The organism is Variovorax boronicumulans (genome assembly GCF_030812215.1).
Lineage (GTDB): Bacteria > Pseudomonadota > Gammaproteobacteria > Burkholderiales > Burkholderiaceae_C > Variovorax > Variovorax boronicumulans_C.
The window spans coordinates 337643-363683 of sequence record NZ_JAUSSG010000008.1 but is presented as its reverse complement, the minus strand read 5'-3'; the positions used below and the strand labels follow the sequence as shown (position 1 = coordinate 363683).

Genomic DNA, 26041 nt, shown 5'->3' with positions numbered 1-26041 from the left:
CGGTGCGTGCTTGCTGGGGGCGGCCCGGCGCTGCGCTCATGCCGGGTTGTCGATGTCGATGAACTCGTGCTTCAGCCCGAGTTGCGCCGCCACATGCGCGGCCACGGCCTGTGCACCATAGCGCTCGGTCGCGTGATGCCCGCAGGCCAGGAAGGCCACGCCCATCTCGCGTGCGTAGTGGGCCTGGGGTTCCGAGATCTCGCCGGTGATGAAGGCGTCGGCGCCGGCCGCGATGGCAGCCTCGAAGTAGCCCTGGGCGCCACCGGTGCACCAGGCGATGTTCTTAATGGGGCGGTGGGCCGTATCGAGCAGGGTCACGGGGCGCTTGAGCACCTTTTCTGCGTGCGCGGCCAGCGCCTTGGCGCTGGCGAAGTGCTCGCCGTTCTCGCGCGCGCCGAGGAAGCCGAGTTCCTGCTCTCCGAAACGGCCGTTCGACCCCGTATGCGCCACGAGCCCCAGGTGCAGCCCCAACTGTGCGTTGTTGCCCAGCTCCGGGTGCGCATCGAGCGGCAGGTGGTAGGCGAAGAGATTGACATCGTCGCCAAGCAGCAGGCCCAGCCGCTGCTTCATCCAGCCGGTGACGCAGCCGTCCTGGCCGCGCCAGAACAGGCCGTGGTGGACGAAGATGGCATCGGCCTCGGCGTGGATCGCGGCTTCGATCAGCGCGCGGCTGGCGGTCACGCCCGAGACGATCTTGCGGACCACAGTGCGCCCTTCGACCTGCAGGCCGTTGGGTCCGTAGTCCTTGAAGCGCCCGGGGGCCAGCAGCAGGTCGAATGCGTGGAGCAGTTCGTGGCGTGTGGTGCTCATCGCGACATTGTCGCGCTGCCTGGGCCCCCGACGCCATCGCGCATGGCATGGCCGCGCGCGGCCAGTGGCCACAGGGCGAGCAGGAAGCCCAGCGCCGCGAGTGCCGCGACGTAGTGCGCCGGCGCCATCGTGTCGTGCTGCAGCCAGAGCGTGAGGATCACCGGCGTGAGCCCGCCGAAGACCGCGTACGACATGTTGTAGGCGAACGAAAGCCCGGTGAAACGCACCGGTGCCGGGAAGGCGCGCACGCCCGCGATCGGCACGGTAGCGATGGTGCCCACGAAGAGTCCCACCAGTCCGTAGTGCCAGAACAGCGTGGCCGGTGTGCCGGGCAGCCCCGTGTAGAACAGGTAGGCCGTGGCGAAGAGGCCGCCCCAGCCGACGAGCATCACGGCGCGTGTGCCGATGCGATCGCTCAGCCAGCCGACCAGCACGCAGCCGATGGTCAGGGTCAGTGTCGCGAGCGCGTTGGCTTCGAGCGCCACTGCGGCCGGAATGTGGTGCACCTTTTGCAGGTAGGTGGGCGTGTAGAGCACCACCACCACGATGGCGGCCGACAGCACCCAGGTCTGCAACCCGACATACACGCAAGCCAGGCGATGCTCGCGCAGCACGGTGCGCAGCGGCAGCTCGCGGGCGACCGACTTCAGGCCGGCCAGTTCCTTGAAAACCGGCGTCTCGTGCAGGAAGCGGCGCAGGTACACCGACACCAGCCCGAACACGCCACCCATGATGAAGGGAATGCGCCAGGCGAAATCGTTCACCTGCTCGGGCGAGTAATGACGGTTGATGGCCACCGCGACCAGCGAGCCCAGCAGAATGCCGCCGGTAATGCCCGAAGTCAGCGTGCCGATGCCGAAACCGTAGCGCTTCGCCGGCACGTGCTCGCCGACGAACACCCAGGCGCCAGGCATTTCGCCGCCGATGGCCGCACCCTGCAGCACGCGCATCGCCAGCAGCAGGAGAGGCGCCGCCACGCCGATGCTCGCGTAGGTGGGCAGGAGGCCGATCACCAGCGTGGGCGCGGCCATCAGGAAGATCGAGAGCGTGAACATGCGCTTGCGGCCCAGCAGGTCGCCGAAATGCGCGATGACGATGCCGCCCACGGGGCGGGCGAGGTATCCGGCCGCGAAGATGCCGAAGGTCTGCAGTTGCCGCAGCCAGTCGGGCATGTCGGCGGGGAAGAACAGCCCGCCCAGCACCGTCGCGAAGAAGACGTAGATGACGAAGTCGTAGAACTCCAGCGTTCCGCCGAGGGCCGAGAGGGCGAGGGTCTTGTAGTCGCGCGCGTCGAGCGTGCGTGCCGGAGCGGGCTTGGCGCCGTCCGCGAGGGTTGCTTCTGAAGTCATGGCTGGCAGGAAAATCGGGACCGCGCGCGCCGGGGCCGTGGAACCGGGTGGGAAACGGAAAATCGCGCGCCAAGAAAATGCCTGGCCGCATTCGCCGGGTGGGCAGTGCGGAGGCCTGAAAAGGTGGAAGCCGGGTGGGATCGCTTCGCGATGCTAGGGGTTATCCCGTATTTGCGCAGCCGGGGCCTGCCAATCTCGACCGCGCGGCGCGGTCTATCGTCAACCCCATTGAGGGACAATCCCACCCATCGCTGCCTTCCGCGGCGCCTTCGAACGTCTTTTCATCAAGTTTTCATGAAACGCACCTGGCTGCTCTTTGCCCAAGCCGTGACCGTCCTGCTGGCGGCCTATTTCGTCGTCGCGACGCTCAAGCCCGAGTGGATCAACAAGCGCTCGACCTCACTCGGCGGCGTGGTGTCGATCGTCGAGGCGCCGGCCGGCGCCCCGAGCGTGCCTGCTGTCGGCAGCCTGAGCGCGGCGGCCAAGAAGGCCTCGCCGGCGGTGGTGAGCATCAACACCAGCAAGGCGGCGCAACGCCATCCGCGCAGCAACGACCCCTGGTTCCGCTTCTTCTTCGGCGACCAGGCCGACCAGCCCCAGGTGGGCCTGGGCAGCGGCGTGATCGTGAGCACCGACGGCTACATCCTCACCAACAACCATGTGGTCGAGGGCGCCGACGAAATCGAAGTGACCCTGAACGACAGCCGCCACGCACGCGGCAAGGTGATCGGCACCGACCCCGACACCGACCTGGCGGTGCTGAAGATCGAGCTCGACAAGCTCCCGGTGATCGTTCTGGGCAACTCCGACGAGTTGCTGGTGGGCGACCAGGTGCTGGCCATCGGCAATCCCTTCGGCGTGGGCCAGACGGTGACGAGCGGCATCGTCTCGGCGCTCGGCCGCAACCAGCTGGGCATCAACAACTTCGAGAACTTCATCCAGACCGATGCGGCCATCAACCCCGGCAACTCGGGCGGTGCGCTGATCGACGTCAGCGGCAACCTGCAAGGCATCAACACCGCGATCTACTCGCGCTCGGGCGGCAGCATGGGCATCGGCTTCGCCATTCCGGTGTCGATGGCCAAGATCGTGCTCGAGGGCATCGTGAAGGAAGGCCAGGTGCGCCGTGGCTGGATCGGCGTCGAGCCGAACGACCTTTCGCCCGAGTTGGCCGAGACCTTCGGCGTGAAGGCCGATGCGGGCGTGATCATCACCGGCGTGCTGCAGAACGGCCCCGCAGCCAAGGCCGGCATCCGGCCGGGCGACGTGATCACCTCGGTGGGCGAGAAAAAGACCGACAACGTGCAGGCCCTGCTGACTGCGGTGGCGGGCCTCAAGCCCGGCGACACCGCGCGCTTTGCGCTGCAGCGCGGCAGCGACAAGATGGAACTGGATGTGACGCCGGGGCTCAGGCCGAAGAGCCCGGTCCGGCAAGTGCCCAATCAGCAAGAGTAGGACTCCTCCCCAAGAGGCTTCGCGCACTTCGTGTCGCTTTGCCTATCCCCTGCTGGGGACAACACCTGCGGCCCGGCAGAGCCGGTTCCGCGGTTGTTTACTTGAAGAAAAGACTGGGCTTGGCGCAAGCCCTTGAGTTTCAGCTGGAGGCCGAAGAGTCGGCTTTTTCCTCTTCCTCTGGCTTCTTGCCGCCCATCGCGAAATAACGCGCGCCGATGATGCCCACCTCGTACAGCAGGCACATCGGCACCGCCAGCGCGAGCTGCGACACCACGTCGGGCGGCGTCAGCACCGCGGCCACCACGAAGGCCACCACGATGAAATAGCCGCGGAAGGACTTCAGCTTCTCGATGGTCACCATCTCGAAGCGAACCAGCAGCATCACCACGATCGGTACCTGGAAGGCGACGCCGAACGCGATGTAGAGCGAGAGGATCGCCTCCACGTACGACGAGATGTCGGGCGTGGCCGCCACCGCGGCGGGCGTGAACTTCTGGATGAAGCTGAACATCTTGTCCAGCACGAAGAACTGCACGAAGGCGATGCCCGCATAGGCCAGCAGGCTGCCGAAGAAGATCAACGGCAGCGCAAAACGCTTCTCGTGGCTGTAGAGCCCCGGTGCAATGAACATCCAGGCCTGGTACATGAGCCACGGCAGCGCCAGCAGCACGGCCGTCATCATCAGCACCTTGAGCGGCACGAAGAACGGCGAGAACACGCCGATGGCGATGAGCTTGGCATCCGGCGGCATGTGCGCCCGGATCGGCATCGCGATCAGGTCGATGAGCCCGCCCGGTCCGGGCCAGATGGCCAGCAGGATGCCGGCGATCGCCAGGCCGTAGACGCAGTAGAGCAGGCGGTCGCGAAGCTCGACCAGGTGCTGCACGAATGGCTGCTCGGTGCCCGCCAGCTCGTCTTCTTTGTCTTTGTTCTTGTCGTCGGAATCGGCCATGGGGAAAGGAAAGAGCGTGGCTTCGGCCGGCGTGCGGCAAGCGAGAGACGCGGGGGTGTGCGGGGGGTTGGAGCGCTAGTTGATCTTGTGGGGACGGAAGCGGGCAACCCGCGCCGCACCCGACAACGCCTTGGTACGCACGCCGTTGCGCGCCTTGTACCAATTCGGCGTGGCGCCCTGCTTCAGGCGCCAGTTCTTGCGGGGGTGCTTGTACTCGGGCACCGGGACTTCGGGCTCGGCAAGGGCCGAGAGCGTTTCGCCGGAGCCGGAGAACTGCTTTTCGAACTCGCTCGCGCCGGTGTGGATGTTGTGCTCGACGTCGCGCGCCGCCTCCTCCACCGTGGTCTTCATCTTGCGGAGCTCGTCGAGCTCCATCGAGCGGTTGACTTCGGCCTTGACGTCGTTCACGTAGCGCTGCGCCTTGCCGAGCAAGGTGCCGACCGTGCGGGCCACGCGCGGCAGCTTCTCCGGCCCGATGACGATCAGCGCCACGACGCCGATCAGCGCCAGCTTCTCAATGCCGAGGTCCAACACGTGCGGTCCGCGCTCAGGACTTCTGACGCGCTTCGACGTCGATCGTCTTGTCGCTGTTGGCCGGCTGGCCAGTCACTTGCGCCGCGGGAGCCGACGAAGCGGCGGAAGCGTCGCTGGCGGGATTGCCGTTGGCATCCTTCATGCCGTCCTTGAAGCCCTTGACGGCGCCACCAAGGTCCGAACCCATGTTCCGCAGCTTCTTGGTGCCGAAGATCATGACCACGACGAGCAGCACGATCAGCCAGTGCCAGATAGAAAAAGAACCCATGGAAGACTCCTAAGAATGTGTCCGATTTTAGTCGGGGTGAATGTGACAGTTTGGCTTAATGAAGTTCAGCCGCGAAGCCATGGCCGGGGACCGCCCATGACGTGCACATGGAGATGGTGAACCTCCTGCCCGCCCTCGGTGCCGGTGTTGACGACGACGCGAAAGCCGCCGTCCGGATAGGGCCTGCAGCCCTGCTCCAGCGCCAGCTTGGGCGCCAGGGTCATGATCTTGCCCATCAGGGCGGCGTCGTCGGGCGTGAGCTGCGCCATCGAGGCGATGTGCTTCTTGGGCACCAGCATGAAATGCACCGGCGCCCAGGGCGCGATGTCATGGAAACCGAACAGGTCCTCGTCTTCGTAGACCTTGCGCGAAGGGATCTTGCCTTCGACGATCTTGCAGAAAATGCAGTTCGGATCAGATGACATCTTTGGGTTCCATCGGGCGGTTGTCGTTCATGCGGATCATGCCTTTCACGATCCGGTACAGGAACCACAGCGAAATCAGGCTCCAGGCGATCCAGCCCGGAACGAAGAACAGCAGCCAGAGCCACGAGGTGACGATGTACAGCAGGCCCGCCCAGAGCACCGAGCGGATGCGCCAGCTGAAGTGCGAGGCCTGCCAGGTGCCGGCCGCGTCGTCGCGCTTCACGAAATCGATCACCAGGGCCACCAACAGGATGACGATGGAGGCCTGCGCGCCCGGCAGGACCGCGCCGATGGCCACGATCAGGTGCAGGATGTAGCTCACCCAGCCCCAGGTCTTGAGCGATTCGTCGGGTTCCACGTTCACGATGTCGTTGGCCATGGGATGTCCTTTCAATCGTTGGATGCCTCGCGGGCCTGTACCTTGCGCAGGGCCTTTTCCTCGATGCCGCTGGTGCCTTCGCGGCGCTCCAGCTCCGCGACGACTTCGGCCGGCGAGAAACCATAGTGCGCCAGCGCCACCATGGTGTGGAACCACAGGTCGGCCACTTCGTTCACTATTTTCGAGCGGTCGCCGCCGTGGTCGGCGTCCTTGGCGGCCATCACGACCTCGGTGGCTTCCTCGCCGATCTTCTTCAGGAAGGCGTCGGGGCCCTTGTGCAGGAGGCGCGCGACATAGCTCTTCTCGGGGTCGCCGCCGTTCGCCGGCAGGCGGGTCTCGATGACTGCGGCCAGGCGTGCGAGGCCATCGGAAGTGTTGGAGGTGTTGTTCACGGTGCCGGTCATTTGTAGATCGATTCCGGGTCTTTCAAGACCGGCTCGACCACGGTCCACTGGCCTTTTTCGTACTTGCTGAAGAAGCAGCTGTGGCGGCCGGTGTGGCAGGCGATGCCGGGCTCGTGACCCAGCTGGGTGATCTTGAGCAGCACCACGTCGTTGTCGCAATCCAGGCGGATCTCGTGCACGGTCTGCACGTGGCCTGACTCTTCGCCCTTGAACCACAGCTTGTTGCGCGAGCGGCTGAAATACACCGCGCGGCCCAGCTCGGCGGTCTTCTCGAGCGCCTCGCGGTTCATCCAGGCGAACATCAGCACGTCGTTGCTGCCTTGTTCCTGCGCGATCACGGGTACGAGCCCGTTCGCGTCCCACTTCACTTCATCGAGCCAATTCATGGGCGGTATTGTCGGGGATGGGGCAAAGACCCCTTGATCGTCAATTCAGCGGTCGATTCGCACCGGGATGCCCCGTGCGGCCATGCGGGCTTTCGCCTCGCCCACGGTGTGCTCGCCGTAGTGAAAGATGCTGGCGGCCAGCACCGCGTCGGCGCCGCCGGTCTGGATGCCGTCGGCCAGGTCGTCCAGGTTGCCGACGCCGCCCGAGGCGATCACCGGCACACTGACCGCATCGCTCACCGCACGGGTCAGCGCGAGATCGAAGCCGCTCTTGGTGCCGTCGCGGTCCATGCTCGTGAGCAGGATCTCGCCCGCGCCGCGGCGCGCCATCTCGGTGGCCCATTGCACGGCGTCGAGGCCGGTGTTCTTGCGCCCGCCATGGCTGTACACATCCCAGCCCGGGCCACGCGCGGCCGCTTCTTCGGGCGTGCGGCGCTTGGCATCGATGGCCACCACGATGCACTGAGAGCCGTACTTCTGCGAAGCGTCGTTGATCACCTGCGGATCGGCGATGGCCGCCGAGTTGAAGCTGGTCTTGTCCGCGCCCGCATTGAGGAGCCGGCGCACATCGGCCACCGTGCGCACGCCGCCGCCGACGGTGAGCGGAATGAAGACTTGCGAAGCCACCGCCTCGATGATCGGCAGGATCAGGTCGCGCCCGTCGCTGGTGGCGGTGATGTCCAGGAAGGTGAGTTCGTCGGCGCCCTGCGCGTTGTAGCGCGCCGCGATCTCGACCGGATCGCCGGCATCGCGCAGTTCGAGGAAGTTGACGCCCTTGACGACGCGGCCGCCGGTGACGTCGAGGCAGGGAATGATGCGTTTGGCAAGCATGGGAAATTGAACCGGAAGGAAATCAGAGAACGGAGAGCTGTTGCCAGCCCTGCCATTGGGCGCCAGGCGCCAGCGTCACTTGTTCGTCGATGCGGGCTGCCTCGACGCAGAGCATGTGGCGGTAGCCGTCGGCGGGCATGTCGGGCAGCTTGGCGCAGAGTTCGGCGCCCGGGTTCCACACCACGGTTTCGGTGCAGCTCGCGCTTTGCGAAATTTCGAGCGTGCCGCCCGGCTGCACCAGGCGCAGCGGTTGGGCGGGGGCGGCGTAGACGCTGTCGAACTCGGCATCGAACCGCAATGCGGCAGCCGTCTCCACATGGCGGTCGTCGCGCAGCGAATCCCAGCGGTTGGCGCCCGTGAGGCCTTCGAGCCGCACCTGTGCGATGTCCTCGACGTGAAGGTAGGAGTGCAGCGCCGCGGCAAAGGCCCAGGGCGCGGGATCGGTGTTGGTCAGCGTGAGCGCGATGCGCAACTGGCCAGGAGCCAGCGTCACGTCCAGGCGCGCCTCGAAAGCGTGCGGCCAGAGCCCGCGGGTGGCTTCGCTGTCGCGCAGCCGGAATGCCAGGGTGTCGCCCGGTGTGCCGGAGCCCTGCGGCTCCCAAGGCAAATTGCGCATGAAACCATGTTTGGGCAGCATGCCGCGCATGTTGAACTGCGGGCAACATACGGGCACGCCACCGCGGATCGCGGTCTTGCCGTCGAACACGGCGCGGGGGCTGACATAGAACCTTTCCCCTCCGTCGGCCGTGGTCCACGAGAGCACTTGCGCACCATGCAGGGCCACGGTCAACGTGCTGCCATCTGCGCCAAGGGCTCGGATCGCGGGCTGGCCGCGAAACTCGATCGGGGTGATTTCCATGCGAGGAATTGTAGGCAGCGCCCGTGTCATGGCACGGAATTGGCATTGGGAGCCATTGCGTGCCCGGGTCCTCTTTGGATACCCTGTGCCTGCTTGCACGAGGGGACAAGGTGCAGGTCGGTCCCGAGCCCTCGACAAAAACCACTCTCACACGACAAAGGGGTTACGCATGAAGAAAAAATTGCCGATGGCGGCATGGATCCTGATCGCCATGGTGCTCGGCATCATCGTGGGCTACATGATCTTCTCGAGCTTTCCGGACAAGAAGGCTGCCAAGGAAATCGCGGACTACGTCTCCATCGTCTCGGACGTGTTCCTGCGCCTCATCAAGATGCTGATCGGCCCCCTGGTGTTCTCCACGCTGGTGGTGGGCATCGCGCACATGGGCGATGCAAAGTCGGTCGGCCGCGTGTTCGGCAAGGCCATCGGCTGGTTCCTCACCGCGTCGCTCATTTCGCTGGTCATCGGCCTGGTCATGGCTAACCTGCTCAAGCCCGGCGAGAACCTGGGCTTGCCGCTGCCCGACATCGGCGCCTCGGCCAACCTGGCGACCAGCAAGTTCACCTTCAAGGACTTCGTGAGCCACACGGTGCCCAAGTCTTTCGTGGAGGCGATGGCCAACAACGAGATCCTTCAGATCGTGGTGTTCTCGATGTTCTTCGGCGTGGCGCTGGCCTCGCTCGGCGACAAGGCCAAGACGCTGGTGGCGGCCATCGAGGAGCTCTCGCACGCAATGCTCAAGATCACGGGCTACGTCATGAAGCTCGCGCCGCTGGCGGTGCTGGCCGCCATGGCTGCCACAGTCGCCGTGAACGGGCTGGGCATTCTCATCAAGTTCGCCGTGTTCATGCGCGACTTCTACCTGGGCCTGTTCGTGCTGTGGGGCGTGCTCATCCTGGCCGGCCTGCTGTTCCTCGGACCGCGCGTGTTCAAGCTGCTGGTGCTCATCAAGGAGGCGTTCCTGCTCTCTTTCGCCACCGCGAGTTCCGAGGCGGCTTACCCCAAGATCCTGCAGGCGCTCGACCGTTTCGGCGTGAAGCGCAAGATCTCCAGCTTCGTGATGCCGATGGGCTACTCGTTCAACCTGGACGGCTCGATGATGTACTGCACCTTCGCCGTGCTCTTCATCGCGCAGGCCTACGACATCCACATGCCGATCAGCACGCAGATCACCATGCTGCTGATCCTCATGCTCACCTCCAAGGGCATGGCCGGCGTGCCGCGCGCCTCGCTGGTGGTGATTGCCGCCACGCTGAACCACTTCGATATTCCCGAGGCCGGCCTGCTGCTGATCCTGGGCGTGGACACCTTCCTGGACATGGGCCGCTCGGCCACCAACGCGGTGGGCAATTCCATCGCCACCGCGGTGGTCGCCAAGTGGGAGGGCGAGCTGCTTTCCGAGAGCGATGCCGAGGTCAACGCCAAGGCGCTCGACGAGGAAGCCAACGCCACCCTCGCCCACCCGGCCCACGCGTGAGGCGCGCCATGAAGCTCAAGGCCACGCTGTCGGTTCTCCTCGCCGGACTGCTGGCGGTTGCCTCGCTGGCCACGGCACCGGCGCACGCGCAGGAACAGCTCACCGGCACCCTTGCGAAGGCGCGCGAGACGGGCGCCATCACCATCGGCTACCGCGAGTCGTCGGTGCCCTTCTCGTACCTCAATGCGCGCAAGGAGCCGATCGGCTACTCGATCGAGCTGTGCCGCGCGCTGGTCACGGCCATCGAGGACACGGTGAACAAGAGCCTCGCGATCAAGTGGGTGCCCGTCACCTCCGACTCGCGCATCGATGCGGTCGCCAGCGGCAAGGTCGACCTGGAGTGCGGCTCCACCACCAGCAACCTCGAGCGCCAGAAGCGGGTGAGCTTCTCGCCGACGATTTTCGTTTCGGGCACCAAGGTGCTGGTGAAGAAAGGCGCGCCGATCAAGTCGTTCCGCGACCTGGCCGGCAAGAAAGTGGCGGTGACCGCCGGCACCACCAACGAGAAGACGCTGCGCGACCTGTCGGACAAATTCAAGCTCGGCATCAACCTGCAGGTGGCGCGCGACCACGCGGAATCGTTCGGGCTCGTGAAGAGCGGCCAGGCCGACGCCTTCGCCACCGACGACGTGCTGCTCTACGGCCTCATCGCGCAGGACGCCGCCAAGTCCGACTACGAGGTGGTGGGCGACTTCCTCTCCTACGACCCCTACGGGATCATGTACAGGAAGGGCGATACGCAACTGGCCAAGGTGATCAACGACACCTTCCAGGTGCTTGCGGAAGACGGCGAGATCCACCGCCAGTACAAGCGCTGGTTCCTGCGCAAGCTGCCCTCGGGGGAGAGCATCAACCTGCCGATGAGCGCGCAGCTGGAGACGATCATCCAGACGATGTCGGTGAAGGCCGAGTAGGCCTTCCGCGCGCCACTAGCGAGCGGGCCACTCCCAACGCGGGATCTCGCTCATGTCGAGATTGGCGATGCGGGTCTCGCCGAACTGCTTTTCGAGCACCACGTGCTGCACGCCTTCGCTGTCGTCCAGGGCGGCGATCAGGCGCGCCGCGTGCGACACCACGATCACCTGCGACTGCCGCGCCGCCTGCGCGATGAGGCGGCCAAGCGCGGGCAGCAGGTCGGGATGCAGGCTGGTTTCGGGCTCGTTGAGCACCAGCAGCGCGGGCGGACGAGGCGTCAGGAGCGCCGCAATCCACAACAGGTAGCGCAGGGTGCCGTCCGAGAGTTCGGCGGCCGTCAGGGGCCGCAAAAGGCCGTGCTGGTGCATCAGCGTCTGGAAGCGGTCGCCTTCGGCCTCGACTTCGACGCGGGCACCTGGAAAAGCATCGTCCACGGCGCGGTCGAGCGCCTCGCCATCACCGATCTCGCGGATGGTCTGCAGCGCGGCGGCCAGGTCGGCGCCGTCGTTGGCGAGCACGGGCGTGTAGGTGCCCAGTTGCGGCTGACGGGCCGGCGCATCGGCGTCGGAGCGGAAGTGGTCGTAGAAGCGCCAGGAGCGCATCTGCTCGCGCAACGTGAGCATCTCGGGCGCATCGCGCGGATCGGCGTGCTCGGTCATCATGCTGGCGAAGGCCGGGATCGGCCGGCCGATGGCCTGCCAGCCCTTGCCTTCGCGCAGGCGCAGTGCCGCGCCCTTGCGGTCGACCAGTTGGGTCGAAGGGCGCAGCAACGGGCCGCTCCAGATGGCCTCGTGCTTGATCTGCGGGTCGCGCGAGAAGGCTGTCGATGGAATCGGCGGCGGCAGGCCGATGTCGATGGCGTAGCCGAAGTCCTCCGATTCAGCGCCGGCAAACCCCAGCTTCAGCGCGACGGGTTCGCTGCGCGAGGTGCCCTGCACCGGCACGTCGCCGCGCAGCATGGCGGCCGAGAAGCGCTCGGGCCCGGCCCACAGCGTGGAAGACAGCCCGCCCTCGCGCACCAGCGAGCGGATCACGCCGCCATTGGCGATGTCGGCCAGGAGCCGCATCGCGCGATACACGCTCGACTTGCCGCTGCCGTTGGCGCCCGTCACCACCGTGAGGCGGCCGAGCGGCACCGTCAACTGGCGCAGCGACCGGTAGTTGGCAATGGCGAGCGCGGAGAGCACGCGCTACAGGACGTAGAGGAGGAAGGCGTCAGGCGCCGGCCAGTTCGTCCGCGCGCGCCTGGGCGGCGGCGAAGTCGAGGTCGCCCGAGTAGATGGCACGTCCGCAGATCACGCCCTCGACGCCGTCGGACTCGACCGCGCAGAGCTGGTCGATGTCGGCCATGTTCGAGAGGCCGCCCGAAGCGATCACCGGAATGGTCAGCGCCTGCGCGAGCTTGACGGTGGCTTCGATGTTGATGCCCGAGAGCATCCCGTCGCGGCCGATGTCGGTGTAGATGATCGATTCGACGCCGTAGTCCTCGAACTTCTTGCCGAGGTCGGCCACCTCGTGGCCCGTGAGCTTGCTCCAGCCGTCGGTGGCGACCTTGCCGTCCTTGGCATCCAGGCCCACGATGATGTGGCCGCCGAAGGCGCTGCAGGCGTCTTTCAGGAACCCCGGGTTCTTGACCGCGGCGGTGCCGATGATCACGTAGCGCAGGCCGTCGTCGATGTAGCGCTCGATGGTGTCCAGGTCGCGGATGCCGCCGCCCAGCTGCACCGGGATGTCGTCTCCGACCTCCTTCAGGATCGCCTTGATCGCCGCGTGGTTCTGCGGCTTGCCGGCGAAGGCGCCATTCAGATCGACCAGGTGCAGCCGCCGTGCGCCGGCCTCGACCCACTTGCGGGCCATGGCGGCGGGGTCTTCGCTGAAGATGGTGGACTGGTCCATGTCGCCCTGTTTGAGGCGAACGCAGTGGCCGTCTTTGAGATCAATGGCGGGAATGAGGAGCATGGAAGTGACGCGAGTGAGCGAAAGCCGGGCTGTGGAAGGTTCGGCCCGGCCGGAAAAAATGGTTCAGGGTTTCCAGTGGAGGAAGTTGCGATAGAGCTGCAGCCCGTGGTCCGCACTCTTCTCCGGGTGGAACTGGGTGGCAAAAATGTTATCGCGTGCGATGGCTGCGGTAAAGCTCGCGCCGTAATCGGCCTCGCCCACGCTGTGTCGGGCGTCGGCCGGCCGCGCGTAGAAGCTGTGCACGAAGTAGAAATAGCTTTGGTCCGGAATGCCCGCCCACACCGCGTGCGGCTGGGCCTGGCGCACCTGGTTCCAGCCCATCTGCGGCACCTTGAAGCGGCTGCCGTCGGCCTGCAGGCGGCCCGCCAGCTCGAACTTGATGACCTCACCCGGTATGAGGCCAAGGCCATCGGTCGGGCCTTCGTCGCTGCGCGACAGCAGCATCTGCATGCCGACGCACACGCCGAAGAGCGGCTTGCTGGCCGCCGCTTCGAGCACCGACTCCTGAAGACCGGAATCGCGCAGCTCGCGCATGCAGTCGGGCATCGCGCCCTGACCCGGCAGCACCACGCGGGTAGCCTTGCGCACCACGTCCGGGTCGGAGGTGACGAACACCTCCACGCCCACCTGGTCGGCCGCATGGCGCACGGCCTGCGACACGGAGTGCAGGTTGCCCATGCCGTAGTCGACAACGGCGACGGAATTCGTTGCTACAGATTTCATAGCTGTTCGCCGATGGATTTCAGAGCGAACCTTTGGTCGAGGGAATGACACCGACGGAACGCGGATCGAGCTCCAGCGCACCGCGCATCGCACGGGCGAAGGCCTTGAACACGGTCTCGCACTGGTGGTGCGCGTTCACGCCCTTCAGGTTGTCGATGTGCAGCGTGACGAAGGCGTGGTTCACGAAGCCCTGGAAGAACTCGTAGGTGAGCTGGCTGTCGAAGGTGCCGATCATCCCGCTGGTGAAAGGCACGTGCATCACGAGGCCGGGGCGGCCCGAGAAGTCGATGACCACGCGGCTGAGCGCTTCGTCCAGCGGTACGTAGGCATGGCCGTAGCGGCGGATGCCTTTCTTGTCGCCGATGGCCTTGGCCACCGCCTGCCCCAGCGTGATGCCGACGTCTTCCACCGTGTGGTGGCCGTCGATGTGCAGGTCGCCCTGGCAGTCGATATCGAGGTCGATCAGCCCGTGGCGGGCGATCTGGTCGAGCATGTGGTCGAAGAAGCCGATGCCGGTGGCGAGCTTCGCCTTGCCGGTGCCATCGAGGTTCACGCTGACGGTGATCTTCGTCTCGGCGGTGTTGCGGGTGACCGACGCGATGCGGTCGGTGCTCTGTGGGGTGGTCATAGTGAGGCTTCGAGTGCCGCCAGCATCCGCGCATTCTCGTCGGCCGTTCCGACGGTCAGGCGCAGGCAATTTGCCAGCAGTTCGTGCATTTTAGAAACGTTCTTCACCAGGACCCCCTGGGCCTTCATGCCCTCGAAAGTCCTGGTGGCATCGGGCACGCGCAAAAGCACCATGTTGGCGTCGCTCGGCCAGGTCTTCACGCCGGGCAGCCGGCCCAGGCCCGTCATCAGGCGCTCCCGCTCCTCGCGGATCTGCCGGGCCTGCGCCTCGAACACCTCGGCGTGCTCCAGCGCGAACAGCGCGCACTCGCAGTTGAGCACGCTGATGTTGTAGGGCGGGCGCACCTTGTCGATCTCGGCAACCAGCGCGGCCGGCCCCATGAGGTAGCCCAGGCGGATACCGGCCAGGCCGAACTTGCTGAGCGTGCGCATCAGGAGCACGTGACGGTGCTTTGCCAGCCGGTCGATGTAGCTGCGGGCGGCGAAAGGCTGGTAGGCCTCGTCGATCACCACCAGCCCGCCCTGCGCGCCCTGGGCTTCGACGATCTTCTCGATGACGGCGTCGTCCCAGAGGTTCGCGGTCGGGTTGTTCGGGTAGGCCAGGTAGACGATGGCCGGCTTCTCGCGCGCGATGGCGGCCAGCATGGCGGCCTCGTTGAGCTCGAAGTCGGCCGTGAGCGGCACGCCCACGAAGCGCAGGCCCTGCAGCTGGGCACTCATCGCGTACATCACGAAGCCGGGCACGGGCGCGAGCACGGTGGCCCCGGGCTGGTCGCAGGCGATGGCCAGCAGCGAGATCAGTTCGTCCGAGCCGTTGCCCAGCATCAGGCTGAAACCTTCGGGCATCTGCGCATGCGCGGCGAGCGCGCGCTGCAGGTCGGCACCACGGTCGCCCGGATAGCGGTTGAGCGCCAGCGCGCCGAGCCGGGCGCCGAGCTCGGCCTGCAGCGCGGGCGGCAGGCCGAAGGGGTTTTCCATCGCGTCGAGCTTGATGAAGCCGCGTGCGTCCTGCACGGCGTAGGCATGCATGGCGCGCACGTCGGCGCGGATGCGCTGGAGCGCGGGGAGGGAGTCAGACATAGGAGATTCGCTGGGGGTCGAAGACCATCGGGTGGTCGTTGGCGTCGAACAGGTCGAGCAGTTCGCCGAGACCGTCCTCGCGCTTGACCAGCGCGTATTCGGCTTCGGAGATGAGGTTGACGGTCAGCGTGGCGATGGCCTCGCCTTCATCGACCGTGACACCCGAGAGCATGCGCGCGTCGGGGCCGTAGATCGGCGTGAGAAAAAAGAAAGTCTGGAACCCGCAGAACGACAGCGGCGGTTCGGGCATCGGCACGCGATGGCCGCTGGCCAGGAAAAAGCGGTCGAAGGCTGGCAGCTTGGCGAGCCAGCGCAGGTTCGAGATGTATTCGGGGTTCAGGTCGCGCACGTACCAGACCAGTTCGGCTGCGCGCGTCATGTCCTCGGGCACGCCACCGGGCGGCGCGGGCATGAGGCGGTCGCTCATGCCGTTGGTGACGAGCACGTAACCTTCGTCGTCGCGTGCATCGGCGTCGCAGTCTTCGACGAAGTTGCGGCCGAAGGCGTGGATGTCGACGCGGTGCTCGGCGTCTGCGCTGTCGAGAAAGGTCTGCTCGGGCTCGTCTTCCAGTGCGTCGAGCATGGCCTGCAGGCGCAACTGGGCGCGCGAGGGTGTCGCATCGGCGGCGCTACCCATCAGGGCCTTTTTCAGTTTCGCGAACATGGGAATGTCAGGACGTGCACCGAAAGCTGTTCTGCAACGCGCTCGACAGCACCAGCTGGACCGGCATGTCGGCCTCGTAGAGCTCTGCGTTGCGCTTGAGCTCGGCCTGGAAGAGCGATCGCGCCATCGAGGGCTCGAGCCGGCGGCCGTCGACGCAGAACAGCGGCTTCTGGCCCGTGCGCCGCGCCGTGTCGCTGGCCTCGCGCAGGCCTTCGAGCACGCCCACGAGGTAGTAGCTCGCGTAGGCCTTGCCCTCTTTCTTTTCCTTGGCCTCGAGCGTGTGGAACTCGCGGATGGTCATGGCCTGCGCACCGGCGCCGGCCGCGAGCGCGAACACCAGCATCAGCAGACGAGCGGTGCGCTTCATGGCCCTGGCTTACTTGCGGTAGCGCGGCGGCGGCGCATAGGCGCCGTCGGCCGGGAAGGCGCTGGGCTGCGGCGGCGTGGCATCGCGGCGCGGACGGCGAGGTGCCTGGGGCTGCTCGAGTTCGAACAGCGCGGCGCCGATCACGCCGATGTTGCGCACGTCGCCGGCCTCGGTGTTCGCCGCATAGGCACGGCCCGGGGTGGCGAAGCGGAAGGCCGCGACCTCGCTCTGGCTCTTGCGGAAGCCCTCGATGTTCAGTGTCTCCTGCGGGCGCAGCACGTAGCCGCCGTTGCGCAGGCTCCCGGGCTTGCCGCTCAGCACGTCGAGGCCATCGACGGTGGCGATCACCTCGTAGCTGCGGTCGCTCAGGTTGCGAAAGCGTAGCGTGTAGCGCGCGCCTTCGACGCCGGCGAGGCGAAAGATGTCGTCGCTGCCGCTCCGGCGGGCGCGCTGCAGCGGCAGCGGGCGATTGCTCTCGTCGAGCACAGACCATTCGACATCGCCCTGGGCCAGTTGCAGGTTGAGCCGGCGCTCGGGGTTGTTGCCCACGTCGCGGCGCACGGCGGAGGCTTCGTTGTAGCCGATGGAAGCCACTTCGTCGGGCTGCTCGGACAGCCGCTTGGTCACGACGGTGCGGGTCTTCGACTCGATGCCCTCGCCCCACTGCGTGCCGAGCTGGGCCGGCGCGGGCGCCGGGGTCGCGGCGCTGGGCGTCGCGCTCACCGCGGCCGACTCGGCGCGGTTCTGCGGCATCTGCGTGCAGGCGGCCAGCAAGGCGGCGCCCGCCACGAGGCCGGTGGCGAACCGGAAAAATCGCGAACGATAGAGGCGTTGAATCATCAGGCGAGCTCCTCCCTCAAGCGGGGTTGTTGGAGCCTCAGATCTTACGCAGGCGCATGCGGGCGGCTTCGGCGTGCGCCTGCAGGCCCTCGCCTTCGGCCAGCGTGACGGCGATGGGGCCGAGCACCTGCGCACCGGCTTCGCTCACCTCGATGAGGCTGGAGCGCTTCTGGAAGTCGTACACGCCCAGCGGGCTCGAGAAACGCGCCGTGCCGCTCGTGGGCAGCACGTGGTTCGGGCCGGCGCAGTAGTCACCCAGGCTCTCGCTGGTGAAGGCGCCCAGGAAGATCGCGCCCGCGTGGCGCAGCAGCGGCTCCCAGCGGTTGGGTTCGCTGCTGCTGACTTCGAGGTGCTCGGGCGCGATGCGGTTGCTGATCTCGCAGGCCTCTTCCATGCTCTTCGTGTGGATCAGCGCGCCGCGGCCGTTGAGCGAGGCGGCGATGATTTCCGCGCGCGGCATGGTGGGCAGCAGGCGGTCGATCTCGGCCTGCACGCGGTCGATGTAGGCGGCGTCGGGGCACAGCAGGATGCTCTGCGCCAACTCGTCGTGCTCGGCCTGGCTGAACAGGTCCATCGCCACCCAGTCGGGCGGCGTGGTGCCGTCGGCCAGCACGAGGATCTCGCTCGGGCCCGCGATCATGTCGATGCCCACGGTGCCGAACACGCGGCGCTTGGCGGCGGCCACGTAGGCGTTGCCGGGGCCGGTGATCTTGTCGACCGCGGGGATGGTGGCGGTGCCATAGGCGAGCGCCGCCACGGCCTGCGCGCCGCCGATGGTGAAGGCGCGCGTGACGCCGGCCACGTAGGCCGCGGCAAGCACGAGCACGTTGCGCTCGCCCTTCGTCGACGACTGCCCGCCTGCGCCGCCCGTCGCGACGCTGCCCTTCACGGGCGTCGGCACGACCATGATGATTTCGCCGACACCGGCCACATGCGCTGGAATCGCATTCATCAGCAGGCTGGACGGATAGGCCGCCTTGCCGCCGGGTACATAGATGCCGACACGGTCGAGCGGCGTGACTTTCTGGCCGAGCAGCGTGCCGTCGGCATCGCGGTAGCTCCAGCTTTCACCGCTGGCCTTCTTCTGGGCCTCGTGATAGCTGCGCACACGTTGGGCCGCGGCTTGCAGCGCATCGCGCTGGTCTTGGGGCAGCGAGTCGAAAGCTTCCTTGAAATCGGCTTGCGTCAATTCGAGTTCGGAAACGGCGGCAGCGCCCAGGCCGTCGAAGCGGCGCGTGTACTCCAGCACCGCCTCGTCGCCACGCGTCTGCACATCGGCGAGGATGTCGGCCACCACCTTCTCGATGGCCGCGTCCGCATCCGCGGACCAATGCAGCCGCACCTTGAATTCAGCATCGAAGCTGGCTGAAGTCGTGGAGAGACGGGCGGGGGCTGCTTTCAGAGTCATTTGGCGGGAGGAATGGCTGACGCGAACGCGTCGATGATGCGGCGAATGGGTTCGCGCTTGAGTTTGAGCGCGGCCTGGTTCACGACCAGCCGGGCGCTGATGTCCATGATGCGTTCCACCTCGACGAGGTGGTTGGCCTTGAGCGTGTTGCCGGTCGAGACCAGGTCGACGATGGCGTCGGCCAGGCCCGTGAGCGGCGCGAGCTCCATGCTGCCGTAGAGCTTGATCAGGTCCACGTGCACGCCCTTGCTCGCGAAGAACTCGCGCGAGAGGCCCACGTACTTGGTCGCCACGCGCAGGCGCGAGCCCTGGCGCACGGCCGAGGCGTAGTCGTAGTCGGCGCGCACGGCCACGCTCAGGCGGCAGGCCGCGATGCGCAGGTCCAGCGGCTGGTACATGCCCTGATTGCCGTTTTCCAGCAGCACATCGAGGCCGGTCACGCCGAGGTCGGCGCCGCCGTACTGCACGTAAGTGGGCACGTCGGAGGCGCGCACCAACACCACGCGCACGTCGGGGCGGGTGGTTTCCAGGATCAGCTTGCGCGATTTCTCGGGGTCTTCGGTGACCTCGATGCCGGCGGCGGCCAGCAGGGGCATCGTCTCTTCGAAGATGCGGCCTTTGGAGAGAGCGAGCGTGATCATGCGGCGGCTCCGGTCACGCGTTCGATGTCGGCACCGAGGCCGCGCAGCTTGGCTTCCATGCGGTCGTACCCACGGTCCAGGTGATAGATGCGATCGACCAGCGTCTCGCCCTCGGCCACGAGGCCGGCGATCACGAGGCTGGCGGAGGCGCGCAGGTCGGTGGCCATCACGGTCGCCCCCGACAGCTGCTGCACGCCTTCGACCATCGCCACCTTGCCCTCGACATGGATGGTCGCGCCCAGGCGCACCATCTCGTTCACGTGCATGAAGCGGTTCTCGAAGATCGTCTCGGTGACCATCGAGGCGCCGCGCGCGATCACGTTCAGCGCCATGAACTGCGCCTGCATGTCGGTCGGGAAACCCGGGTATTCGGTGGTGCTGAAGCTCTGCGCCTTGAGTTGCGCCGCGCCCTGCGAGGCGATGCGGATGCCGTCCTTCTCGCATCCCACTTCACAGCCCGCGTCGCGCAGCTTGTCGATCACCGCGTCGAGGTGGTCGCCGCGCGCGTGGCGCAGGAACGCCTCGCCGCCCGTGGCCGCGACGGCGCAGAGGAACGTGCCGGCCTCGATGCGATCGGCCACCACGGCGTGCTCGCAGCCGTGCAGCTTTTCGACGCCCTGGATGCGGATGTGGCTGGTGCCATGGCCTTCGATCTTCGCGCCCATGCGGATCAGCATTTCGGCCAGATCGACGATCTCGGGCTCCTGCGCGGCGTTTTCGAGCAGCGTCTCGCCCTCGGCCAGCGCGGCGGCCATGAGGAAATTCTCGGTGCCGGTGACGGTGACCATGTCGGTCAGGATGCGCGCGCCCTTCAGGCGAGTGCGTCCCGCCGGGAGGCTCGCGACCATATAGCCGTGCTCGACCACGATTTCCGCGCCCATCGCCTGCAGGCCCTTGATGTGCTGGTCGACGGGGCGCGAGCCGATGGCGCAGCCGCCCGGGAGCGACACCTTGGCGTGGCCGAAGCGCGCGAGCAGCGGGCCGAGGGCCAGCACGGAGGCGCGCATGGTCTTCACCAGCTCGTAGGGGGCCTCGGGATTGGTGAGGTCGCTGGCGTTCAGCTGCACGGTGCCGCTGTCCTTCCCGGTCTGGTCGCGCTCGGCCGTCACGCCCATGTTGCGCACCAGCTTGAGCATGGTCGACACGTCCTGCAGGCGGGGCACGTTGTGCAGCGTCACGGGCTGGTCGGTCAGGAGGGCCGCGCACAGCTCGGGCAGCGCGGCGTTCTTGGCGCCGGAAATGAGTACCTCGCCGCGGAGCTGGCGCCCGCCGCGAATCAGAAGTTTGTCCATCGAGGATCCAGCGAAATGGGGTGGCCCGGGGGCCGGAATTTACTTTTCCACCGCCGCCCATTCGGCCGGCGTGTAGGTTTTCATCGAGAGCGCATGCACTTCGTCGGTGTGCATTTTCGCACCGAGGGTGGCGTAGACCCGCTGATGGCGCTGGATGGCGCGCTTGCCCTCGAATTCGGCCGAGACGATGGTCGCGTACCAATGTCGGCCGTCGCCCTCCAGCGAGATGTGCTCGCACGGGAGATGGGACTGGATCAGGGCCTGGAGTTGTTCGGCGGTCATGGGGTCTGGAAAGAGGCTTTCAGCCTCGGATTTTGTAGCCGATACGAAGGAGATGGACAGCAATTGCGCTCACCACCAGCCAGGCGGTGCCGACGATGCCCAGGCTGAGCCAGGGCGAGGCGTCGCTCACGCCGAAGAAGCCATAGCGGAAGCCATCGATCATGTAGAAGAACGGGTTCAGGTGGCTCACGCTCTGCCAGAAGGGCGGCAGCGAGCCGATCGAATAGAAAACGCCCGAGAGAAACGTCATGGGCATGATCAGGAAGTTCTGGAACACGGCCATCTGGTCGAATTTCTCGGCCCAGAGGCCGGCAATGAGACCCAAGGTGCCCAGCATCGCCGAACCCAGCAGCGCGAACACCAGGATCCACAGCGGCGCGACAAAAGTCGGCTGCGCAAAGAACACGGTCACCACGAACACGCCGAGCCCCACGGCCAGCCCGCGGATGATCGACGAGCCCACGTAGGCGAAGAACCAGCCCCAGTGCGACAGCGGCGTGAGCAGCACGAACACGAGGTTGCCCATGATCTTGCTCTGGATGATCGAGGACGAGCTGTTCGCAAAGGCGTTCTGCAGCACGCTCATCATCACGAGGCCGGGCACCAGGAAGGCCGTGTAGCCAACCGAGCCGTAGACCTTCACATGGTCTTCGAGCACGTGGCCGAACACCATCAGATACAGCAGCGCGGTGAGCACCGGCGCGCCGACCGTCTGGAAGCCGACCTTCCAGAAGCGCAGAGTCTCCTTGTAGAGCAGTGCGCGCCAACCAGTCACAGCCATCATGGTGCCCCCTTGCTCGGCACTGCGTGTCCTCGCCTCCCCCCGAGGGGGAGCTTCGCTTGCTTGGGGCGGCCCGGCGCGGCGCTCATCGCGACACCTCCAGCGGCGTCTGCTCGCCCGCCATCAGGTCGATGAACACGTCTTCCAGATCGGCCTTGCGCATTTCCACGTCTTCCACCGCGACGCCGGCTTCGCGGATCGCGGCCAGCAGTTGTTCGACTTCATGCGCGTTCTGCGCCGGCAGCTGCACGATGCGCCCGGTGATGCGCGCGTGCTGGGCAATGGCCCAGGGCAGCATCGCGTCGGTCTTGAAGCGCAGCACGTTGCTCGCTGCAGACTTCAGCAGTTCGCTGGTGCGGTCCAGGGCGATCACGCGGCCCAGCTTGAGCATCGCGATGCGGCTGCACAGCGCTTCGGCCTCTTCGAGGTAATGGGTCGTGAGCAGCACGGTGCTGCCCTGCTTGTTGAGCTTGGCGACGAATTGCCAGAGGGTCTGTCGCAGCTCGACGTCGACGCCGGCCGTGGGCTCGTCGAGCACGATGACGGGCGGCTTGTGCACCAGCGCCTGCGCCACCAGCACCCGGCGCTTCATGCCGCCCGACAGCTGCCGCATGTTGGCTGTGGCCTTGTCGGCGAGACCGAGGCTGTGGAGCAGCTCGTCGATCCAGTCGTCGTTGTTCTTGATGCCGAAGTAGCCAGACTGGATGCGCAGCGACTCGCGCACGTTGAAGAAGGGATCGAACACCAGCTCCTGCGGCACGATGCCCAGCTGGCGGCGCGCCTCGGCGTAATCGCGCTGCACGTCGAAACCATGCACGCTGATGGCGCCGGACGTGGGCCGCGAGAGGCCCGCGAGCATGCTGATGAGGGTGGTCTTGCCCGCGCCGTTGGGGCCGAGCAGGCCGAAGAACTCGCCCGGCTCGATCTGGAAGGAGACCTCGTCGACCGCGCGCAAGCCTTGTTTGCCTTGGGCTTTCTGCTGTCTGGAGGGGGGGTAGGTCTTGGAGACCGATTGGAATGAGATCGCGGGCATGGGAGCCCGCGATTTTAAGGTGCCGTTACTTTTTCAGGGCGCGGCCGGCAAAAGGCCCGCGATGCCGTACAGCGCGGCCAGTTCACGCAGGCGCGGCGAGAGGCCCTTGACCGAGAAGCCACGGCCCAGCGCGCTGGACTCGCGGCGGCACTCCAGCAGTACCGCCAGCGCCGACGAATCGAACTGGGCCAGCGCGGTGGCATCGACCACCGTGGACGACGAATCCGTCTGGCCCTTGAGCCCCTGCTGCAGCATGCGCATGCAGGCGGGGGCCTCGTCGTGGGTGAGCTTGGTGGGCAGAACCAGCATGTGTGTTGCCGTTGGCCGGTCAGCCCTTGGTGTTGCTCTTGTTGCGAGCGGCCAGCGCGGTGATCAGGCCGTCGATGCCGTTCTTGTTGATTTCCTGCGCGAACTGCGTGCGGTAGGTGTCGACCAGCCAGACGCCCAGCACATTGAGGTTGTAGACCTTCCAGCCCGCGCCTTGGCCCGGTGTCTTTTCCAGGCGGTAGTCGAGCTGCACGGGGTCGCCGCGACCCTGGATCTCGGTGCGGACCAGCACTTCCTTGTCGTCGGCCGAGCCGCGGAACGGGCGCACGGTGACGGTCTGGTCGACCACTTGGTCGAGCGCGCCCGCGTAGGTGCGGACCAAGAGGGCCTTGAATTCTTCCTGCAGGCGCTTTTGCTGCTCGGGGGTGGCCTGGCGCCAGGCCGGGCCGACCGCGGAGGCCGTCATGCGCTGGAAGTTGACGTTGGGCATGATCTTGCTGTCGACCAGCAACATGATCTTGTTGACGTCGCCGGCCTTGATCGACGAGTCGGCCTTGATCGTCTCGAGCACATCGGTCGACAGGCGCTTGACCAGCGCATCGGGCGCCTCATCGGCAGCGTAGGCCGGACGGACGAAGGCGGTGGCAGCGCCCAGCAGCAGGGCACCGGCCAGGACCAGTCGGCCCATATCGCGTCGTTGCAGCAAGATCTTGTTGTTCATGGAGAGTCCCTCAAAATTTGAAAAATCGACGAAGCACCGGGATCGCACAAGGCAACAGAGGTGCTGAGACAAGAACGGATTCGACAGACCCGAGGCCTACCGGGTTCCTGAAGCGCAGGTGAAGCCTTGCAACCGGATGCAAGCGGCTTCATCGCCCGCCCTCGCGCTTTTTGCTTACTTATTTCCCGGCGCCGTCGTCGGCCGGGCTGTTGCCGGCACCGTCGTCCGGCGGATTGCCGTCGTAGACCTGGCTGCGGCGGCGCTGCAGGAATGCATCGCGCGTGAACGAATACTTGTCGAGCGCCGCTTCGCCGAGCAGGCGGGTGGCACGCAGGTACTGCGAGCGCGTATCGACGACGTGCAGCACCGTGAGCGAATTGCGCCAGGCCACGTCGTTCATCTGCGAGACCGGGTCGCCCAGGCGGTCCACCGGCAGCGCCGCGGTATCGCGCAACGTCGACGGGCCGAGCACCGGCAGCACGATGTAGGGACCGGCGCCCACGCCCCAGTAGCCCAGCGTCTGCCCGAAGTCTTCTTCGTGGCGGGGAATGCCCGCCTCGGTGGCCACGTCGAGCAGGCCACCAAGCCCGAAGAACGTGTTGACGTTGAGCCGCATGAAGGTCTCGGCGCTGCCCTGCAGCTTGAGCTGTGCAACGTTGTTGGCAAGGTTCCAGAGATCGCCCACGTTGTCGAAGAAATTGGTCACGCCCGTGCGAACCATCGAGGGCAAAACGCGCTGGTAGGCGGTTGCCACCGGCACGAGGACGGCGTTGTCGACCGTGTCGTTGAAGCGCGTGACGCCGCGGTTGAATGGCTCGAACGGATCGACCGGATTGGCATTGGGCCCCGTGGCGCATCCGGCAACGATCGCCAGAGCGGCGGCAGTAACTGCCCAGCGGGCACTGTTAGCTATGCTTTTCATAGCATGCGATGCAAAGAATCGTGATGTCATTTTTTGTTGGCTGTTCCCGGCGCCGTATTCGAGCCCCCTTCGGCCGCCTTGCTGTAAAGGAACTGGCTGATCAGGTTCTCCAGCACCACGGCCGATTGGGTCGCGGTGATGGTGTCGCCGGCTTGCAAGTTCTTCTCCTCGGCGCCCGCTTCGATGCCGATGTACTGCTCGCCGAGCAGGCCACTGGTCAATATCTTGAGCGAGCTGTCCTTGGGAAAACTGTAACGGTTTTGAAGTGCCAGCGTCACGTCGGCCTGAAAGGCCTTGTCGTTGAACGCGATGGATTCCACGCGCCCGACAACTACACCAGCGCTCTTGACGGCAGTTTGTGGCTTCAAACCACCAATGTTGTCGAAGCGCGCGGTGACCGTGTAGGTTTTCTGGAAATTCAGGCTCAACAGATTGGCCGACTGCAGCGCGAGAAAAAGCAGTGCCGCCGCGCCGATGAGCACGAAAAGGCCGACCCAGATGTCGTTGTTGGAACGTTGCATGGTTTGCACTCTTTAGAACGATTGGAGCGGAGCCCCTTTAGATACTGAACATCATGGCGGTGAGCAGGAAGTCCAGCCCAAGGACTGCCAGCGATGCGGTGACCACCGTGCGCGTTGTCGCGCGCGACACGCCTTCGGGCGTGGGCTGGGCCTCGTAGCCCTGCAGCAGCGCAATGAAAGTCACGGTGAAGCCGAAGACGATGCTCTTGATCACGCCGTTGCCGACGTCGCGCCATACATCGACGCCGCCCTGCATCTGGCCCCAGAACGCGCCCGGATCGACCCCCAGCATCAGCACGCCCACCACGTAGCCGCCCATGATGCCGACCGCGCTGAACACGGCCGCCAGCAGCGGCATGGTGATGACGCCGGCCCAGAAGCGCGGCGCGAGGATGCGCTGCACCGGATCGACCGCCATCATCTCCATGGCGCTCAATTGCTCGTCGGCCTTCATGAGGCCGATCTCGGCGGTGAGCGATGTGCCCGCCCGCCCCGTGAAGAGCAGCGCCGCCACCACGGGGCCGAGTTCGCGCACAAGGCTCAGTGTGACCAGCAGGCCGAGCGCCTCGGACGAGCCATAGCGCTGCAGCGCGTAGTACATCTGCAGCCCCAGCACGAAGCCGACGAACAGCCCCGACACGCCAATGATCGCGAGCGAGTAGTTGCCCAGGAAATGGATCTGGTCGCGCACGAGGCCGAAGCGACGCATGATCTGCGCGCCGGGGCCGACGAGGCGCATGAAGAGCTTGGCGCCGTAGCCAAGATTCGCGAGATGGCTGCGCACGGAAAAACCGACATCGGCGGGCTTCCACCAGGTCATGTTTGCCCCCTTGCTCGGCACTTCGTGTCCACACTGCCCCCCAAGGGGG

Annotated in this window: 33 protein-coding genes; 3 read left to right on the top strand and 30 right to left on the bottom strand. The window is 66.1% G+C overall.

The window, feature by feature from the left end:
* Window positions 1–36: 36 nt before the first annotated feature.
* Window positions 37–810: a Nif3-like dinuclear metal center hexameric protein gene (locus J2W23_RS22330; RefSeq protein ID WP_307650281.1), complete on the bottom strand. Its 774-nt coding sequence runs from the start codon at window positions 808–810 to the stop codon at window positions 37–39.
* Window positions 807–2159: an MFS transporter gene (locus J2W23_RS22325; RefSeq protein WP_307650280.1), complete on the bottom strand. Its 1353-nt coding sequence runs from the start codon at window positions 2157–2159 to the stop codon at window positions 807–809. The genes J2W23_RS22330 and J2W23_RS22325 overlap by 4 nt, the downstream gene beginning before the upstream one ends.
* A 294-nt stretch (window positions 2160–2453) precedes the next feature.
* Here J2W23_RS22325 and J2W23_RS22320 point away from each other — a divergent pair, with 294 nt between their 5' ends.
* The gene (locus J2W23_RS22320) at window positions 2454–3614 is read left to right on the top strand and encodes a S1C family serine protease (RefSeq protein ID WP_176660413.1); all 1161 of its coding nucleotides are present in this window, start codon (window positions 2454–2456) and stop codon (window positions 3612–3614) included.
* Between the two features lie 139 nt (window positions 3615–3753).
* Here the strand turns inward: J2W23_RS22320 and tatC are convergent, their stop codons facing one another.
* The 9 genes from tatC to J2W23_RS22275 form a co-directional block, all read right to left on the bottom strand.
* Window positions 3754–4566, bottom strand: a complete 813-nt coding sequence (tatC, locus tag J2W23_RS22315; protein WP_176660412.1) for a twin-arginine translocase subunit TatC — start codon at window positions 4564–4566, stop codon at window positions 3754–3756.
* A gap of 75 nt (window positions 4567–4641) precedes the next feature.
* The gene (gene tatB / locus J2W23_RS22310) at window positions 4642–5100 is read right to left on the bottom strand and encodes a Sec-independent protein translocase protein TatB (protein WP_176660411.1); all 459 of its coding nucleotides are present in this window, start codon (window positions 5098–5100) and stop codon (window positions 4642–4644) included.
* A 13-nt stretch (window positions 5101–5113) separates the two neighbouring features.
* Window positions 5114–5368 (bottom strand): Sec-independent protein translocase subunit TatA, encoded by a 255-nt coding sequence (gene tatA, locus J2W23_RS22305; protein WP_176660410.1) that lies wholly within the window; start codon window positions 5366–5368, stop codon window positions 5114–5116.
* Window positions 5369–5433: 65 nt separating this feature from the next.
* Complete coding sequence (locus J2W23_RS22300; protein ID WP_176660409.1) at window positions 5434–5793, bottom strand: histidine triad nucleotide-binding protein; 360 nt, start codon at window positions 5791–5793, stop codon at window positions 5434–5436.
* Complete coding sequence (locus J2W23_RS22295) at window positions 5783–6172, bottom strand: DUF4870 family protein (protein ID WP_176660408.1); 390 nt, start codon at window positions 6170–6172, stop codon at window positions 5783–5785. Before J2W23_RS22295 ends, J2W23_RS22300 begins: the two co-directional genes overlap by 11 nt.
* A gap of 11 nt (window positions 6173–6183) precedes the next feature.
* Window positions 6184–6564, bottom strand: a complete 381-nt coding sequence (locus J2W23_RS22290; RefSeq protein ID WP_176660566.1) for a phosphoribosyl-ATP diphosphatase — start codon at window positions 6562–6564, stop codon at window positions 6184–6186.
* 8 nt (window positions 6565–6572) lie between these two features.
* Entirely contained in the window at window positions 6573–6971 is a 399-nt protein-coding gene (gene hisI, locus J2W23_RS22285; RefSeq protein WP_176660567.1) for a phosphoribosyl-AMP cyclohydrolase, read from the bottom strand.
* Window positions 6972–7007: 36 nt separating this feature from the next.
* The gene (gene hisF / locus J2W23_RS22280; RefSeq protein WP_176660407.1) at window positions 7008–7793 is read right to left on the bottom strand and encodes an imidazole glycerol phosphate synthase subunit HisF; all 786 of its coding nucleotides are present in this window, start codon (window positions 7791–7793) and stop codon (window positions 7008–7010) included.
* 22 nt (window positions 7794–7815) lie between these two features.
* On the bottom strand, window positions 7816–8652 hold the full coding sequence (locus tag J2W23_RS22275) for a D-hexose-6-phosphate mutarotase (RefSeq protein ID WP_307650279.1): 837 nt from the start codon (window positions 8650–8652) through the stop codon (window positions 7816–7818).
* A gap of 169 nt (window positions 8653–8821) precedes the next feature.
* Between J2W23_RS22275 and J2W23_RS22270 the strand changes: the two genes are divergently transcribed.
* Window positions 8822–10129 (top strand): dicarboxylate/amino acid:cation symporter, encoded by a 1308-nt coding sequence (locus J2W23_RS22270; RefSeq protein WP_307650278.1) that lies wholly within the window; start codon window positions 8822–8824, stop codon window positions 10127–10129.
* A gap of 8 nt (window positions 10130–10137) precedes the next feature.
* Window positions 10138–11043 carry an amino acid ABC transporter substrate-binding protein gene (locus tag J2W23_RS22265; RefSeq protein ID WP_176660404.1) on the top strand — a complete coding sequence of 302 codons (906 nt, stop codon included), beginning with the start codon at window positions 10138–10140 and terminating at the stop codon, window positions 11041–11043.
* Window positions 11044–11058: 15 nt separating this feature from the next.
* Here the strand turns inward: J2W23_RS22265 and J2W23_RS22260 are convergent, their stop codons facing one another.
* The 19 genes from J2W23_RS22260 to mlaE all read right to left on the bottom strand — a co-directional run bounded on the left by J2W23_RS22260 (window position 11059) and on the right by mlaE (window position 25992).
* A complete protein-coding gene (locus J2W23_RS22260) occupies window positions 11059–12231 on the bottom strand; it encodes an AAA family ATPase (protein ID WP_307650277.1) in 1173 nt (390 codons plus the stop codon).
* Window positions 12232–12259: 28 nt separating this feature from the next.
* Window positions 12260–13003: a 1-(5-phosphoribosyl)-5-[(5-phosphoribosylamino)methylideneamino]imidazole-4-carboxamide isomerase gene (gene hisA, locus J2W23_RS22255; RefSeq protein ID WP_125947523.1), complete on the bottom strand. Its 744-nt coding sequence runs from the start codon at window positions 13001–13003 to the stop codon at window positions 12260–12262.
* A gap of 63 nt (window positions 13004–13066) precedes the next feature.
* Entirely contained in the window at window positions 13067–13726 is a 660-nt protein-coding gene (hisH, locus tag J2W23_RS22250) for an imidazole glycerol phosphate synthase subunit HisH (RefSeq protein WP_307650276.1), read from the bottom strand.
* A 19-nt stretch (window positions 13727–13745) separates the two neighbouring features.
* A complete protein-coding gene (hisB, locus tag J2W23_RS22245) occupies window positions 13746–14354 on the bottom strand; it encodes an imidazoleglycerol-phosphate dehydratase HisB (protein ID WP_176660401.1) in 609 nt (202 codons plus the stop codon).
* A complete protein-coding gene (gene hisC, locus J2W23_RS22240; protein WP_307650275.1) occupies window positions 14351–15433 on the bottom strand; it encodes a histidinol-phosphate transaminase in 1083 nt (360 codons plus the stop codon). Before hisC ends, hisB begins: the two co-directional genes overlap by 4 nt.
* Window positions 15426–16097, bottom strand: a complete 672-nt coding sequence (locus tag J2W23_RS22235) for a suppressor of fused domain protein (protein ID WP_176660399.1) — start codon at window positions 16095–16097, stop codon at window positions 15426–15428. Before J2W23_RS22235 ends, hisC begins: the two co-directional genes overlap by 8 nt.
* 7 nt (window positions 16098–16104) lie before the next feature.
* Window positions 16105–16464 (bottom strand): Rap1a/Tai family immunity protein, encoded by a 360-nt coding sequence (locus J2W23_RS22230; protein ID WP_176660398.1) that lies wholly within the window; start codon window positions 16462–16464, stop codon window positions 16105–16107.
* A 9-nt stretch (window positions 16465–16473) separates the two neighbouring features.
* Complete coding sequence (locus tag J2W23_RS22225) at window positions 16474–17304, bottom strand: hypothetical protein (protein WP_307650274.1); 831 nt, start codon at window positions 17302–17304, stop codon at window positions 16474–16476.
* Between the two features lie 37 nt (window positions 17305–17341).
* Complete coding sequence (gene hisD, locus J2W23_RS22220; RefSeq protein WP_307650273.1) at window positions 17342–18712, bottom strand: histidinol dehydrogenase; 1371 nt, start codon at window positions 18710–18712, stop codon at window positions 17342–17344.
* Window positions 18709–19353, bottom strand: a complete 645-nt coding sequence (hisG, locus tag J2W23_RS22215) for an ATP phosphoribosyltransferase (RefSeq protein ID WP_176660395.1) — start codon at window positions 19351–19353, stop codon at window positions 18709–18711. Before hisG ends, hisD begins: the two co-directional genes overlap by 4 nt.
* Window positions 19350–20645 carry a UDP-N-acetylglucosamine 1-carboxyvinyltransferase gene (gene murA, locus J2W23_RS22210; RefSeq protein WP_176660394.1) on the bottom strand — a complete coding sequence of 432 codons (1296 nt, stop codon included), beginning with the start codon at window positions 20643–20645 and terminating at the stop codon, window positions 19350–19352. Before murA ends, hisG begins: the two co-directional genes overlap by 4 nt.
* 39 nt (window positions 20646–20684) lie before the next feature.
* Entirely contained in the window at window positions 20685–20927 is a 243-nt protein-coding gene (locus J2W23_RS22205; protein ID WP_013539709.1) for a BolA family protein, read from the bottom strand.
* Window positions 20928–20946: 19 nt separating this feature from the next.
* Window positions 20947–21702, bottom strand: coding sequence for an ABC transporter permease (locus tag J2W23_RS22200; protein WP_307650334.1), 756 nt, complete (start codon window positions 21700–21702; stop codon window positions 20947–20949).
* 91 nt (window positions 21703–21793) lie between these two features.
* Window positions 21794–22741 (bottom strand): ABC transporter ATP-binding protein, encoded by a 948-nt coding sequence (locus tag J2W23_RS22195; RefSeq protein WP_307650272.1) that lies wholly within the window; start codon window positions 22739–22741, stop codon window positions 21794–21796.
* A gap of 33 nt (window positions 22742–22774) precedes the next feature.
* On the bottom strand, window positions 22775–23050 hold the full coding sequence (locus J2W23_RS22190) for an STAS domain-containing protein (protein ID WP_013539706.1): 276 nt from the start codon (window positions 23048–23050) through the stop codon (window positions 22775–22777).
* A 19-nt stretch (window positions 23051–23069) separates the two neighbouring features.
* Window positions 23070–23729, bottom strand: a complete 660-nt coding sequence (locus tag J2W23_RS22185; RefSeq protein WP_176660391.1) for an MlaC/ttg2D family ABC transporter substrate-binding protein — start codon at window positions 23727–23729, stop codon at window positions 23070–23072.
* 178 nt (window positions 23730–23907) lie between these two features.
* A complete protein-coding gene (locus tag J2W23_RS22180; protein ID WP_176660390.1) occupies window positions 23908–24651 on the bottom strand; it encodes an MlaA family lipoprotein in 744 nt (247 codons plus the stop codon).
* Window positions 24652–24677: 26 nt separating this feature from the next.
* On the bottom strand, window positions 24678–25172 hold the full coding sequence (mlaD, locus tag J2W23_RS22175) for an outer membrane lipid asymmetry maintenance protein MlaD (RefSeq protein ID WP_307650271.1): 495 nt from the start codon (window positions 25170–25172) through the stop codon (window positions 24678–24680).
* Between the two features lie 37 nt (window positions 25173–25209).
* Window positions 25210–25992, bottom strand: a complete 783-nt coding sequence (gene mlaE, locus J2W23_RS22170) for a lipid asymmetry maintenance ABC transporter permease subunit MlaE (protein ID WP_307650270.1) — start codon at window positions 25990–25992, stop codon at window positions 25210–25212.
* Window positions 25993–26041: the final 49 nt, after the last annotated feature.